General features: G+C 72.4%; 8 protein-coding genes and 1 tRNA gene. 8 read left to right on the plus strand and 1 reads right to left on the minus strand.

Going from position 1 to position 14,328, the window contains the following annotated elements:
* Positions 1 to 124: 124 nt before the first annotated feature.
* The 5 genes from sucC to fusA all read left to right on the plus strand — a co-directional run bounded on the left by sucC (position 125) and on the right by fusA (position 6,532).
* A complete protein-coding gene (gene sucC, locus J8M51_RS25920) occupies positions 125 to 1,255 on the plus strand; it encodes an ADP-forming succinate--CoA ligase subunit beta (protein WP_086756051.1) in 1,131 nt (376 codons plus the stop codon).
* Between the two features lie 10 nt (positions 1,256 to 1,265).
* Complete coding sequence (sucD, locus tag J8M51_RS25925) at positions 1,266 to 2,150, plus strand: succinate--CoA ligase subunit alpha (protein WP_086756049.1); 885 nt, start codon at positions 1,266 to 1,268, stop codon at positions 2,148 to 2,150.
* Between the two features lie 96 nt (positions 2,151 to 2,246).
* Entirely contained in the window at positions 2,247 to 3,824 is a 1,578-nt protein-coding gene (locus tag J8M51_RS25930) for an aldehyde dehydrogenase family protein (RefSeq protein WP_086756048.1), read from the plus strand.
* 175 nt (positions 3,825 to 3,999) lie between these two features.
* Positions 4,000 to 4,082: transfer RNA gene (locus J8M51_RS25935), tRNA-Leu, on the plus strand.
* 383 nt (positions 4,083 to 4,465) lie between these two features.
* The gene (fusA, locus tag J8M51_RS25940; protein WP_086756046.1) at positions 4,466 to 6,532 is read left to right on the plus strand and encodes an elongation factor G; all 2,067 of its coding nucleotides are present in this window, start codon (positions 4,466 to 4,468) and stop codon (positions 6,530 to 6,532) included.
* A 157-nt stretch (positions 6,533 to 6,689) separates the two neighbouring features.
* On the opposite strand, the gene J8M51_RS25945 is transcribed toward fusA, so the two are convergent.
* A complete protein-coding gene (locus tag J8M51_RS25945) occupies positions 6,690 to 8,060 on the minus strand; it encodes a glycoside hydrolase family 43 protein (protein WP_086759054.1) in 1,371 nt (456 codons plus the stop codon).
* A 416-nt stretch (positions 8,061 to 8,476) separates the two neighbouring features.
* Between J8M51_RS25945 and J8M51_RS25950 the strand changes: the two genes are divergently transcribed.
* The 3 genes from J8M51_RS25950 to J8M51_RS25960 all read left to right on the plus strand — a co-directional run bounded on the left by J8M51_RS25950 (position 8,477) and on the right by J8M51_RS25960 (position 14,173).
* Positions 8,477 to 9,406 carry a hypothetical protein gene (locus tag J8M51_RS25950; RefSeq protein ID WP_086759055.1) on the plus strand — a complete coding sequence of 310 codons (930 nt, stop codon included), beginning with the start codon at positions 8,477 to 8,479 and terminating at the stop codon, positions 9,404 to 9,406.
* 134 nt (positions 9,407 to 9,540) lie between these two features.
* Positions 9,541 to 9,984, plus strand: coding sequence for a peptidase inhibitor family I36 protein (locus J8M51_RS25955; protein WP_086759052.1), 444 nt, complete (start codon positions 9,541 to 9,543; stop codon positions 9,982 to 9,984).
* 205 nt (positions 9,985 to 10,189) lie between these two features.
* A complete protein-coding gene (locus tag J8M51_RS25960; protein WP_267299511.1) occupies positions 10,190 to 14,173 on the plus strand; it encodes an nSTAND1 domain-containing NTPase in 3,984 nt (1,327 codons plus the stop codon).
* Positions 14,174 to 14,328: the final 155 nt, after the last annotated feature.

The following is a 14,328-nucleotide window of genomic DNA, read 5'->3' on the forward strand; positions in this document are numbered from 1 at the left end:
TAGGGGATCGGCGTGTGCTCGCGGTTGATTGCATACAGTCGACGAATACTGTATGAAGCTTGTTATCCCGCATCCGGTGGGTGGTGTCCAGGGGGCGTGCGGCACTTTTGAGTCAGGAGCCGGAATGGACCTTTTCGAGCACCAGGCAAGGGAACTCTTCGAGGAACACGGCATCGCGGTGCCACGGGCCGAGGTCACCGACTCGCCCAAGGAGGCCCGTGAGATAGCCCGCAGGCTGGGCGGACGCGTCGTCGTCAAGGCCCAGGTGAAGACCGGCGGACGCGGCAAGGCGGGCGGGGTGAAGCTCGCCGCCGACCCCGCCGCCACCGAACTGACGGCACGGCAGATCCTCGGCATGGACATCAAGGGCCACACCGTCCGCGAGGTCATGGTCGCCGAACCCGTCGCGATCGAGAGCGAGTTCTACGTCTCGTACGTCCTCGACCGCGCCGCGGGGCGCTTCCTCGCGATCGCCTCCGCCGAGGGCGGCATGGACATCGAGGAGGTCGCGGCGAGCAGGCCGGAGGCGGTGGCCCGTGTCCCCGTCGACCCGGCGGAGGGCGTGACCTCGGCCAAGGCGTCCGAGATCGCCGAGGCGGCGGGCCTGCCCCCGCAGACCGTCGACGTCCTCATGCGGCTCTGGCAGGTGCTGACCCGCGAGGACGCCCTCCTCGTCGAGGTGAACCCCCTCGTCCGCACCGCACAGGGGCAGATCCTCGCCCTCGACGGCAAGGTCACCCTCGACGACAACGCGACCTTCCGGCAGACCCGGCTGGGCGACGAGGGCTTCGCGCACGACGACCCGCTGGAGGCGGCAGCGGCGGCCAAGGGCCTCAACTACGTGAAACTGGACGGCGAGGTCGGTGTCATCGGCAACGGCGCCGGACTCGTCATGTCCACCCTCGACGTGGTCGCGGGCTGCGGCGCCCGCCCCGCCAACTTCCTCGACATCGGCGGCGGAGCCTCCGCCCAGATCATGGCCGACGGCCTCTCCGTCATCCTCTCCGACCCCGACGTGAAGTCCGTCCTCGTCAACGTCTTCGGCGGGATCACCGCCTGCGACGCCGTCGCCGACGGCATCGTGCGGGCCCTGGACAGCGTCCGGTTGACCAAGCCGCTGGTCGTCCGCCTCGACGGCAACAACGCCGTACGCGGCCGGGCGATCCTCGACGGCCGCGACCATCCGCTCGTCCACCAGGCCACCACCATGGACGGCGCCGCGCGCCGCGCCGCCGACCTCGCCCACGCGAACTGAGGAGCCGGACATGGCCATCTACCTCACCAAGGAGAGCAAGGTCCTCGTCCAGGGCATGACCGGCGGCGAGGGCATGAAGCACACCCGCCGGATGCTCGCGGCCGGCACGAACGTCGTCGGCGGCGTCAACCCCCGCAAGGCCGGCCGCACCGTCGACTTCGACGACCGGGCCGTCCCGGTCTTCGGTTCGGTCGCCGAGGGCATCGAGGCCACCGGCGCCGACGTCACCGTCGTCTTCGTCCCGCCCGCCTTCGCCAAGGCGGCCGTCGTCGAGGCCGCCGACGCCGGGATCGGCCTCGCCGTCGTCATCACCGAGGGCATCCCCGTCCACGACTCCGTCGCCTTCACGGCATACGCCCAGGCCAAGGGCACGCGCATCGTCGGCCCCAACTGCCCCGGCCTCATCACCCCCGGCCAGTCCAACGCGGGCATCATCCCCGCCGACATCACCAAGCCCGGACGGATCGGCCTGGTCTCCAAGTCCGGCACCCTCACCTACCAACTCATGTACGAACTGCGGGACATCGGGTTCTCCACCTGTGTCGGCATCGGCGGCGACCCCGTCGTCGGCACCACCCACATCGACTGCCTCGCCGCCTTCCAGGACGACCCCGACACCGAACTCATCGTCCTCATCGGCGAGATCGGCGGCGACGCGGAGGAACGGGCCGCCGCGTACGTCCGCGACCACGTCACCAAGCCCGTCGTCGGCTACATCGCCGGGTTCACGGCCCCCGAGGGCAAGACGATGGGCCACGCCGGCGCGATCGTCTCCGGCTCCTCCGGTACCGCGCAGGCCAAGAAGGAGGCGCTGGAAGCGGTCGGCGTGCGCGTCGGCGGCACGCCCACGGAGACGGCCCGGCTGGTGCTGGCCGCGCTGGAGGCCGAGGTCTGACGCACCACCCCACCACCGGCTGGAGGCCGCGGCCCGACCGCACCTCCTTCCGACGCGCCACCCCGCCCCCGACTGTGCACCGAGAGCGGAGAACCCATGGCACCACCCACAGCGACACCCACCACCCCATCCACCCTCACCCTCAAGTCCGGCACCGCCTGGACCGACGCCTGGCAGCGGTGTCTCGCCGTCGCCCCCGAGGCCTTCCGGGACGACCGTGTCCTCAACCTCTGGAACGGCACCTGGCAGGCCGACGGCCGGGCACTCCCCGCCACCAGCCCCGTCGACGGCACCCCCGTCGCCGGCCCGCCCCGCCTGGACGGCACCACCGCGCACCGGGCGGTACGGGCCGCCCTCGACCAGCACCGGGCCTGGCGCCACGTCCCCCTCGACGAACGCCGCGCCCGGGTCGCCGCCACCCTCGACGCCCTCGCCCAGCACCGCGAACTCCTCGCCCTGCTCCTCGTCCGGGAGATCGGCAAGCCCTGGCGGCTCGCCCAGGCCGACGTGGACCGGGCCATCGACGGCGTCCGCTGGTACGTCGACGGCATCGGACCCATGGTCGAAGGGCGCGTCCCCCTCGACGGCCCGGTCTCCAACATCGCCAGCTGGAACTACCCGATGAGCGTGCTCGTCCACGCCATGCTGGTCCAGGCGCTGGCGGGCAACGCGGTCATCGCCAAGACCCCGACCGACGGCGGCGTCGCCTGCCTCACCCTGGCCTGCGCGCTCGCCGCCCGCGAGGGCGTCCCCGTCACCCTCGTCAGCGGCAGCGGACACGAACTGTCCGAGGCGCTGGTCCGCGCGCCCGAGATCGGCTGCGTCTCCTTCGTCGGCGGCCGGGACACCGGCGCCGCCGTGGCCACCGCCGTCGCCGACCTCGGCAAACGCCATGTCCTCGAACAGGAGGGCCTGAACACCTGGGGCATCTGGAACCACACCGACTGGGACACCCTCACCGCCGTCATTCCCAAACTCTTCGACTACGGCAAACAGCGCTGTACGGCCTACCCGCGCTTCGTCGTCCAGCGCGCGCTGTTCGACGACTTCCTCGCGGCCTACCTCCCGGCGGTCCGCACCCTGCGCGTCGGTCACCCGCTCGCCGTGGAACACCCCGACGACCCCTACCCGAAGCTGGACTTCGGCCCCGTCATCAACGCGGCCAAGGCGAAGGAGCTGAACGACCAGATCACCGAGGCCGTCGACCGGGGCGCCGTCCCCCTCCACCGGGGCAGGCTCTCCGACGCCCGCTTCCTGCCCGGCCAGGACACCGGCGCGTACGTCCAGCCCGTCACCCTGCTCAACCCGCCCCCGTCCTCCCCGCTCCACCACGCGGAACCCTTCGGCCCGGTCGACACGATCGTCCTGGTCGACACCGAGGCCGAGCTGCTGGCCGCCATGAACGCCTCCAACGGCGCGCTCGTCGCCACCCTCTCCACCGACGACCGGGCCACGTACGAGCGGCTGGCACCCCAGATCCGCGCGTTCAAGGTCGGCCACGGCACCCCCCGCTCGCGCGGCGACCGCGAAGAGCTCTTCGGCGGCTTCGGCGCGTCCTGGCGGGGCGCCTTCGTCGGCGGCGAACTGCTGGTGAAGGCCGTGACCCACGGCCCGCCGGGGGAGCGGCTCCCGGGCAACTTCCCCGAGTACCACCTCATGCCCTCCGCGGCCTGAACCGGCCGGATCGTGACCGTCCCCTCACCCCCGGTGAGGGGACGCGAGGCCCGCGCGCGGGGCCCCGCGGAACCCCTTCCGGGGCCCGGATATGCAGGTGAAGGGCGCTCCGAAAGCTTGGTATTGTTGTCCATGTCGCCGCGGGGAACACTCCCTGTCAGGCGGCGGACACCCGGTCCGGGTGGCGGAATGGCAGACGCGCTAGCTTGAGGTGCTAGTGCCCTTCGGGGCGTGGGGGTTCAAGTCCCCCCTCGGACACAGCAGCACAGCAGAGATCTACATCGACCCCATCGACCGGTTCCGGTCGGTGGGGTTTCGTCATTCGGAGCTCGGTGGGGCTTCGTCCTTCGGGGCACGGAAAAAAATGCGGTGCCCTCGCGTGATCCTCTCTCTAAGCTCGGTCCATCGAACGACGAGAGAGGGGGACCGGCCATGTGTGAGCGCACCGCTGTCGTCGTTCCCCGTTCCCTCCACGAGGTGATCCTCGTGTCTTCGTCCGGCCGGTGCCCGCTGCGCGGCCGGTACCGGACACCCGTGACGCACGTCTGACGTCCCCGACGTCTTCGCCCGGCGCCTTCGTACGGCGCCCTCGCACGGGAATCGCGCCGCCCTGAAACAGCTCAGCTGAAAGGCCATGGGCCATGCGCACCGACCTGAACACCACCCTCGCAGCCGTCCGGAACCTGGGCATCCTCGCCCACGTCGACGCCGGCAAGACCACCGTCACCGAGCGGTTCCTGTACGCCACCGGCACCACCCACAAGCGGGGCGAGGTGCACGACGGCACGACCGTCACCGACTACGACCCGCAGGAGCGCGACCGTGGGATCACGATCTTCGCGGCGGCGGTCAGCTGCGCCTGGGACGGGCATCGGATCAATCTGATCGACACCCCGGGCCATGTCGACTTCGCCGACGAGGTGGAGCGTTCGCTGCGGGTGCTCGACGGCGCGATCGCGGTGTTCGACGCGGTCGCCGGCGTCGAACCGCAGAGCGAGTCGGTGTGGCGGCAGGCGGACCGGCACGGCGTACCCCGTATCGCCTTCGTCAACAAGCTGGACCGTGCGGGCGCCGACCTCGACACCGCCGTCGAGTCGATCCGGCGGCGGCTCCATCCGGCGCCGCTGGTGGTGCAGTTGCCGATCGGCGCGGAGGACGGCTTCGTGGGTGTCGTCGACCTGCTGCGGATGCGGGCGCTGGTCTGGGCGGACGGCGGCGACGACGCCGTGGAGGGGCCGGTGCCGGACGCCCTGCGGGACGAGGCGGAGCGGCGCCGACGGCTTCTGGAGGAGGCGGTGGCGGAACTGCATCCGGGGGCGCTGGAGGAGTACTGCGGCGAGTCCACGCTCTCCGCGGCGACCCTGGCCGCCGCGCTGCGCGACCTGACCCGCACGGGTGAGGGCGTGGTCGTGCTGTGCGGCTCGGCCTACCGCAACCGCGGCGTCGAACCGCTGCTCGACGCGGTCGTGGCGTATCTGCCCTCGCCGCTCGACGTACCGGCCGTACGCGGTACGCACGACGGTACGGAGCAGGAGCGGGCCGCCGATGACCAAGTGCCGCTCGCGGCCCTGGCGTTCAAGGTGAGTGCCACGGCCACCGGACGGCTGACCTATCTGCGGCTGTACTCGGGCACGATCCGGAAGGGGGAGACCGTGCTGGACGCGGGCACGCGGCGCACCGAGCGGATCGGCCGGATCCTGCGGGTCCGGGCCGACCGGCACGCCGAACTCGACCGGGCCGTGGCCGGGGACATCGTCGCGGTGGTCGGGCTGAAGTCGGCCCGCGCGGGCACGACCCTGTGCGCGCCGTCGGCGCCCCTGCTGCTCGAACCGCCGTCCGTCGCCGACCCGGTGGTGTCGGTGGCCGTCGAGGCGCGCCGGAGCACCGACACCGACCGGCTCGCGACGGCTCTCGCGCGGCTGGCCGAGGAGGACCCGTCGCTGGTCGTGCGGACCGATCCGGAGACCGGTCAGACCCTGCTGTCCGGCATGGGCGAACTGCATCTGGAGGTGGCGGTGGAGAAGATCCGGCAGAGCCAGGGGCTCGACGTCGCCGTCGGCCGCCCCCGGGTCGCGTTCCGTGAGACGGTCGTGCGCGGGCTGTCCGGTCTGGTCTTCCGGCACGTCAAACAGGACGGCGGGGCGGGGCAGTTCGCCCATGTCGTGCTGGACCTGGCGCCGCTGGAGGCGGAGGGCGACCGTGCCGCCACGGGCTTCGTGTTCCGCTCGACCGTGGTCGGCGGGCGGGTGCCGCAGGAGTACGTCCGCGCGGTCGAGGCCGGCTGCCGGGACGCCCTCGCCGAGGGGCCGCTCGGCGGTCACCCGGTGACCGGGCTGAGCGTCACCCTCACCGACGGGGCGACCCACTCCAAGGACTCCTCGGAGATGGCGTTCCGTACGGCCGGGCGGCTGGCGCTGCGGGAGGCCATGCGGACGGCGGTGATGGGGCTGCTGGAGCCTGTCGCCGATGTCAGCGTCACGGTGCCCGCGGACGCCGTGGGCGGGGTGCTCGGTGATCTCGCGGCTCGGCGGGGGCGGGTCACGGACTCCGTGACCCGGGGTGGCTCGGTGGTCGTCAGCGCGGTCGTGCCGTTGGCGGAGCTGTTCGGGTACGCGACGCGGTTGCGTAGCCGGACGCAGGGGCGGGGGACGTTCACGGCTCGGCCCGCCGGGTACGCCGCCGCGCCGGGGGCCGTGACGGTGGGTTAGCGGGGACGGCGGGGGTGGGATCTTTCTCGCCCCCGCCGCCCCTACCCGTCCCATCCTCAAGGGGCTGCGCCCCTTTGACCCCCATGGTGCGGGTCGGTGGGGCTTCTCGCGCAGTTCCCCGCGCCCCTTTCAGGGGCGCGGGGTTTGCCTTTCTCGCTCAGGCCCAGGGGGTCACGGCTGTGAAGGAGCTGTCGGCTCGGAAGGTGTCCGTGGCCTGGTGGACGTCGAGCCGCAGTTCGTAGTTGTAGTGGCGGATGTAGCGGCCCGGATAGTTGTACGACTCCAGCCGGACCGAGCCGGAGGTCGTGCCCGGTCGGGCGCAGTACGTGGCGTCCTTGTCGAAGACGGTCGTGCCGTTGTCCGTGTCGAAGCGGATCCGGTAGTCCCAGTGCCGCAGGTAGCGGCCCGAACTGTCGCGGAACGAGTAGCAGTTGGCGTCCGCGAGGCCGGGCACGACCGTGAAGGTCGCGCTCTGCTTGACGGCGGTGGTGCTGGAGGAGGTCACCGGGTCGGTGTAGCCGAGGCTGTCGGAGCGGACCACGGCGTAGCGGCCCGTGTAGTTGACGGACTGGAGGGAGCGTGTGGTGTTGGTGGGCAGGGTGACCCCGCCGGAGACCGTCTCCTTGAGGACCGTCAGATGGCGTACGAAGCCGGTGAGGCCGGGGAGCTCGGTCGGGGCCGACCAGGTGGCGAAGGTGTCGTAGCTGTCGCTGTACCAGTACTTCCCGGCGCCGTACGCGTCGTAGTAGATCCGCCAGCCGCCGTTGTCGAGCTGGACGAGGGCCGGGCCCTCCATCCCCGAGCCGAAGCCGGCCCAGTTGCCCGTCTTCGAGATCGTGTAGGGGCCGGTGAGGCTGGAGGCGGTGCCGTACTCGATGTACTTCGTCGTCTCGTTCTTGGTGAACGCGTGGTAGGTGGAGCCGATCTTGACGATGAAGGTGTCGATGTAGTTCGGGCCGATACCGGAGAGCACGGTGGGCGCCGACCACGCGGTGAGGGCGGAGTTCGTCGCCGTCAGCTTGTACGGCTTGAAGATCCACTCTCCGTCGGCCGCGACGGACGCGGACAGGATGATGTTGACGCTGCCGTTGGTGTCGACGAACCACTCGGGCGCCCAGGCGCGCTGCAGACCGCTGATCGGGACCGTGTAGTCGTACAGGAAGGTCCAGTTGAGGCGGTCGGTGGAGCGGGCGAAGCCGATGGTGGTGGAGAGCGCCGACCAGGTGCGGGTGGTGTAGGTCAGGTAGTAGTAGCCGTCCGTGTGCTTGAAGATGCTGGGGTCACGGATCAGGCCGGAGGGCGGGGTGTACGCCGGGCCCTTCCGCAGGGTGAAGCCGGTCGCGTCCGGTGAGTCGTAGACATACATGTTCGACTCGCTGCTGTTGGTGAACGCGGTCATGGTGTACCGCGTCGCCTGTCCGGGCGCCGGGTGAGCGGCTCCGGCCGGAGCGGCGAGGGCGGTGGTCAGGCCCAGCAGGGCGGCCACCGAGGTGAGGAGGGCGAGGACCGCCCTGAGGGTTCTGTTCAACGCTCGTCCCGTCTACGCGTGAACTGCCCTGAGGCGTCGGATGTTGTTCGAAATGTCGGCTCTTGTGCGGAACTTCGGTCAGAAGATAAGAGGGGGGCATGTTCGCGTCAATGGATTGAGCCAGGTTTTCTGCGAGACGAGATTCCGCTTTGCGTCCGTCATGACTCCGCTGTGCTGCCGCTGTGTCCGTCCTGCCTTCCGCTCCCTTCCCCCGCGGTCCCCCTGCCGCCCTCTCCCGTACCACTCCGGCGTTGCCTCCGGGATCGCGTTTCCCCAGCTCATCAACCGTTTCCCGGCCGTCGTGCGGGAGGGCAACAGGAAACCCGTCGACCACGGTGAGCGACCGGGCAACTCTTGATTCGTCAGCGACGGCGGAACCCGGGGACGGGACGGACAGGCCAAGGGAGGTGGAGACCATGAGACGGGCGCTCAAGGCTCTGTGCGTGGTCATGGCGGCCACCGCGGCCGTCACCACCGGATGCGCCGGCGGGGACACCGGCGACGGGGGCCGGGAGCGGGCGGACCGGAAACCGCGTCCCCAGGCGCTGACCTGGCAGCAGGAACTGCGCACCAGCGACGCCCAGCAGCACCTGACCGCCGAGTGCATGCGCCGCCAGGGCTTCATCTACTGGGAGGACCGCACCCTGACCCTCCAGGAGAGCCGCCCCGTGCGCTACGTCCAGGACGACGTGGCCTGGGCCCGCACCCACGGATACGGCGGGCGGATCGACGCGAAGAGCCAGCGGGCCCGTGAGGACAACCCCCTCGGCGCCTACCGCCAGCGCCTCTCCGCGTCCCGGCGCGCCGCCTTCGACACCGCGCTCGACGGCGGCGGCGACGCCCGCGTCCTCACGGCACCGCTGCCGAGCGGCGGGGAGATCCGCAAACGCAGCGGGGGCTGTATGGAGGAGGCCGAACGCGAGCTCTACGGCGACCCGGCCGAATGGTTCCGCACGAGCAAGATCGCCACGGGGCTCAACGCCCTGTACGGCCAGGACCTGATGAAGGACGCCCAGCTCGCCGACCGCCTCCGGGCGTGGGCCCGCTGCATGAAGAAGGCGGGTCAGCCCTACGGCGACCCCCAGGCCGCCCGCGACGCCGTGCGGGTCGACACCAGCCGGCTGGGCGGCGCCCGCGCCGACGAGTCGTTCGCCGCCGAGCGCCGGACGGCCGTCGCGGACGCGACCTGCGCCCGCGAGACCTCCCTCAAAGCCGTGGCCTCGGCCAGGGAGACGTACTACCAGGACCGCCTGCGCGATCGCTTCGGCGAGGACGTCGACACCTACCGGAACCTCGGTCGGCAGGCCTATGACCGGGCGGTGCGCATCGTTCCGGAGCGCGACTGACCACCGCGCGCCTCCGGCGCACACCGACCGCGGGGCGCCTCCGGCGCACCACCCCACGCATCACCGACCGACCGCGTCACCGACCGACCGCACCACCGATCAGACACATCACCAAGAAAACGAGGGGAAACACCATGCGCAAGTTCACCGCCACGGCAGCGCTGCTCGGGCTCACCGCCCTGGGCGTTCTCGTACCCGCCGCCACCTCGCAGGCCGCCGTCGCCGGCCCCGGCTGCGACAGCAAGTGGGGCCCGCGCAACGGCAACATGTACGCCTGGCAGGACCTGGACTGCTCCGGCACGCAGCTGATCGTCGCCGCGGGCAACAGCGCCAACTGGGGCGCCGGTGCCAACGACAAGGCCACGTCCGTCATGAACCGCGGCTTCACCGGCGGCCTCGACCACGTCGCGTTCTACGAGCACGACAACTTCGGGGGCGGCCACGCCTGTCTCGCCCCCGGCGAGCTGTACGCCGACAACCTGACCGACAACCGCCTCACCAGCGGGGTGAACGCGAACGACAACATCACCTCGCACCGCTGGGTGGCCAGGAGCGCCTGCGGCGCCTTCCTGACCTGATCCCCCACGGCACGGGCGGCCCGGAACTGACCACCCCGGGCCGCCCGTTCCCGCTCGGCAGCCTCGTACGAACGTCCGGAACCGCGCCGCGGTTCCGGACGCTCGTGTTTTCGCCACTCCGGGTGAAAGTCATGGCTGCCCCGACCGCCCCGACAGTAACCTGGCCCTCCGCCGTATCACGGCCAGTACTGCCTTGGGGGACACCTTGAGGGACCCGCAGCTCGGAGACGATCCGGATCATCGGGCCGACCGGGAGCGGAGCGCGCCGACCACGCGATCCCTCCCCGCACAGCAGTCCTTCCCCGCCCAGCTCAGACGACTGAGGCGGGAGCGCGGCCTGTCGCTCACCGACCTGGCCCGTCGGACGCACTACAGCAAGGGCTATCTCAGCAAGATCGAGACGGGTACGAAACGCGCCACCGTCGACGTCGCCCGGCTCTGCGACCAAGTCCTGCGCGCGGAGGGCGAGTTGCTGCGACTGGTGCAGCAGTCCACACCCCGCGACGGCGACGGGGGCGGCGACCGCGCTCCCGAGACCGACACCATGCCGCGCCCCTCGGGCGGGACCTGCCCCTACCGCGGTCTGTCGGCGTTCACCCCGCAGGACGCGGCATGGTTCTTCGGCCGGGAGCGCGCGACGGCCGCCCTGGTGGAACGGATCTTCGAACGGCTCGGCGGCGGACCGCTGATGCTGGTCGCCCCCTCCGGCGCCGGCAAGTCGTCCCTCCTCAACGCCGGTCTGGTCCCCGCCCTGCGGCGCGGCGACCTCCCGATGCCGGGCGCCGACCGCTGGCCGGTGGTCCTGCTCACCCCCACCTCGCGCCCCCTCGACGAGCTGCTGGAGCGCACCGCCAAAGCCCTCGGCGGCGACATCGGCCTCACCCCGGAGGAGGTCCGGGAGAACCCGGCCGCGCTGCTCGACGCCGTCCGGGCCGCGGCCGTACCGGCGGCGCCCCCGCCCGCCGCACCGGTGCGCACGGTGTCGGACGACCCGCCGACCGCCCCCGGGGACCGTGAACCCCCGCCCCCTCGGCCCGTCCTGATCGTGGACCAGTTCGAGGAGCTGTTCACCCTCTGCTCCGACGACGAGGAACGGCGCGCCTTCGTCCGGGTGCTGCGCGCCCTGGCGACCGCCGGACCGGAACCGGACACCCGCCCCCCGGCGGTCGTGGTCCTCGGTGTGCGCGCCGACTTCACCGGCAGCTGTCTGGGCCTGCCCGAGCTGACCCCGGTCCTCACCGACGGCCTGTTCGTCCTCGCCCCCATGTCCGTGACGGAACTGCGGGAGGCGATCGCCCGCCCCGCCGAACTCGCCGGCGTCACCCTCGAACCCGGCCTTCTCCCGCTCCTCCTGCGCGACGCCGGGCTGCGCGACGAACCGGGGACACCCCTGCCGGACACCGCGCGGCCCACCGGGATCGGCGCCCACGAGACACCGTCCGGCGCGCTCCCCCTCGTCTCCCACGCCCTGCTCGCCACCTGGCAGCGCCGCACGGACGCCGCGCTCCTGACCGTCGACGGGTACGAACGCGCCGGCGGCATACAGGGCGCCATCGCCCGCACCGCCGAGACGGTGTTCGCCCGGCTGTACCCGGCCGAGCAGAAGACGATCCGCCGCATCCTGTCCCGGCTGGTGCTCGTCGCGGACGGCGCCGGCGCGACCCGCCGCCGGATGAGCAGGGCCGCCCTGATGGAACAGCTCGGCGACGCCGACGGCACGGCCGCCGCCCTCGACGCCTTCGTACGGGCCCGGCTCATCACCCTGGACAGCGACACGGTCCAGATCACCCACGAGGCCCTGCTGCACGCCTGGCCCCGGCTGCGCGACTGGATCCACGCCGACCGCGCCGGGCTCCTCCTCCACCAGCAACTCGCCCACGCGGCGGCCGAATGGGGACGCGAGGACCGCGACCCGTCCGCCCTCTACCGGGGCACCCGGCTGGACACCGTACGGTCGTGGGCCGACGAGTCGGATGGCTGGAGCCGTCTCGGGCCCGGCGAGGAGGCCTTCCTGAGAGCGAGTCAGGCCGAGGAGGACGGCCGGCGCAGACAGGCCGGACGGCAGGTCCGGCTGCGGCAGTCCATGCTGGCCACGCTCGCCGTCCTGCTCGGCCTCGCCGTCACCGCCGGCGGCCTCGCCTATCAGCAGCGGGAGGGCGCCCGCGCGCAGGAGCGGGCCGCCCGTTCCCAGGCCCTCGCCGTGCGCTCGGCGTCCCTGGCCGGGGGCCAGCCGGAGGCGTCGATGCTGCTCGCGGGGGAGGCCTACCGCGCCGACACCACCGCCGAGGCGCGCGGCGCCCTGCTCAGCACCCAGTCCCAGCCCTTCTCCGCCCGGCTCGACGGCTACCGGGGGCCGGTCAACGCGGTGGCCTTCGCACCGGACGACCGGACCCTCGCCACGGCCAGCTCCGACGGCACGGTGACCCTGCGCGCCACGGGCGGCGACCACCGCAAGCTCGCCACGTTCAGCGTCCCCGGCCGCGTCCGCTCGGTCGCCTTCAGCCCCGACGGCCGTACGCTCGCGGCCACCTCGACCGACGGGCCCGTCACCCTCTGGGACGTCACCACCCGCCGCCGGACGGCCCTCCTCGCCGCCGACACCCGGGGCGCCCGCGCCGTGGCCTTCGACCCGCGCGGCAAGACGCTCGCCGTGGCCACCCCCGACGGCCCGGTCCAGCTCTGGGACACCGGGCGCACCCCCCGGCGCACCGCCTCCCTCACCGGCCACAAGGGCACGCTCCACGCGCTGGCGTACGCCCCCGACGGCCGCACCCTCGTCTCCGCGGGCGCCGACCGGACCGTACGGCTCTGGGACACCGACCGCGCCCGGCGGCTCACCGTGCTCAAGGGCCACACCGACGAGGTGCTGGGCGCCGCGTTCTCCCCGGACGGACGGCAGGTCGTCTCCGGCGGCATCGACCGGACCGTCCGTGTGTGGGACGTACGTGAACGCCGGACCACCGCGACGTTCACCGGCAGCAGCGACGACATCAACGCCGTCGCCTACACACCCGACGGCGCGACGGTGATCGGCGCGGTCGGCGACGGCACGACCCGGCTCTGGGACGTGCGCGGCGGCCGGCAGACCGCCGTGCTCGCCGGACACACCGACTACGTCATGGGGGTCGCCGTCACCTCCGACGGCGCCCTGCTGGCCACGGCCGGCTTCGACCAGTCCGTCGTCCTGTGGGAGCTGGGCGGACCGGTGCTGACGGCCCGTCCGTTCACCGAGGTCTGGCAGGCGGTGTACAGCCCCGACGGCTCGCTGCTGGCCACCGCCGACACCGACCACACCGTCCGCCTCTGGGACGCCCGCGACCACCGGCTCCTCAAACGCCTCAAGGGCCACACCGAGACGGTCTTCTCGGTGGCGTTCTCACCGGACGGCACCACGCTCGCCTCGGCGGGCTCGGACGGCACGATCCGCCTCTGGGACGTGGCCGCGCGCAAGCACCTGGCCACGCTCACCGGCCACACCGGGGAGGTCTTCTCGGTGGCCTTCGCCCCGGACGGCCGGACCCTCGCCTCAGCCGGCGCCGACCGCACGGTCCGCCTCTGGGACCTCGCCTCACGGCACGGCGTCGCCACCTTCGAGGGCCACGAGGACTACGCCAACGCCGTCGCGTTCAGCCCCGACGGCCGCACCCTGGCCAGCGCGGGCGACGACCTGACCGTACGGCTCTGGGACGTCCGCTCGCACCGCGCGCTGGCCGAACTCACCGGCCACACGGGCGCGGTCCGGGGCGTCGCCTTCAGCCCGGACGGCCGCACCCTCGCCAGCAGCGGCAACGACGGCACCGTCCGCCTGTGGGACGTCCGCGCGCGCCGCTTCGAGACCGCCCTGACCGGCCACACCGGCTCCGCCCGCGGCATCGCCTTCTCCCCGGACGGCCGGATGCTCGCCAGCAGCGGCAACGACCGTACGGTCCGGCTCTGGGACCTCACCACCCGGCACCCCTGGGCGACCCTGACCGGCCACACCAACGCCGTGTGGGGCGTGGACTTCGCCCCCGACGGCCGGACCGTCGCCAGCAGCAGCACCGACGGCACGGTCCGGCTGTGGGACCTCGACCCCGGCGCCAGGCTGGCGGAGATCTGCCGGCTGAGCGCCGGGATAGGCCCCGACGAACGCGACATCCTGCTCCCCGGAGTCCCGGTGTCGGCGGAACCGGCGTGTGCGGGCACCTGACGTCCCTGCCTCGCATCGCCCGATCCGAATGCCCTGCTCGGAGGCGGTTTCCCGACTGTTTCCCGGTTGCCCGTTCGAGCGGGGCGACGTCCGGACCTCGACGCACGGGCCGCGCCGCCGCCAGGCTGCGACACGACCACACCACATTCGATCCA

This window comes from Streptomyces griseiscabiei (assembly GCF_020010925.1).
Classification (GTDB): domain Bacteria; phylum Actinomycetota; class Actinomycetes; order Streptomycetales; family Streptomycetaceae; genus Streptomyces; species Streptomyces griseiscabiei.

What these genes read in the sequence shown, in the direction of transcription:
- sucD (WP_086756049.1), top strand. Translation starts at nt 1,266, where the DNA reads ATGGCCATCTACCTCACCAAGGAGAGCAAGGTCCTCGTCCAGGGCATG.
- J8M51_RS25950 (WP_086759055.1), top strand. Translation starts at nt 8,477, where the DNA reads ATGAGACGGGCGCTCAAGGCTCTGTGCGTGGTCATGGCGGCCACCGCG.
- J8M51_RS25955 (WP_086759052.1), top strand. Translation starts at nt 9,541, where the DNA reads ATGCGCAAGTTCACCGCCACGGCAGCGCTGCTCGGGCTCACCGCCCTG.
- sucC (WP_086756051.1), top strand. Translation starts at nt 125, where the DNA reads ATGGACCTTTTCGAGCACCAGGCAAGGGAACTCTTCGAGGAACACGGC.
- J8M51_RS25930 (WP_086756048.1), top strand. Translation starts at nt 2,247, where the DNA reads ATGGCACCACCCACAGCGACACCCACCACCCCATCCACCCTCACCCTC.
- fusA (WP_086756046.1), top strand. Translation starts at nt 4,466, where the DNA reads ATGCGCACCGACCTGAACACCACCCTCGCAGCCGTCCGGAACCTGGGC.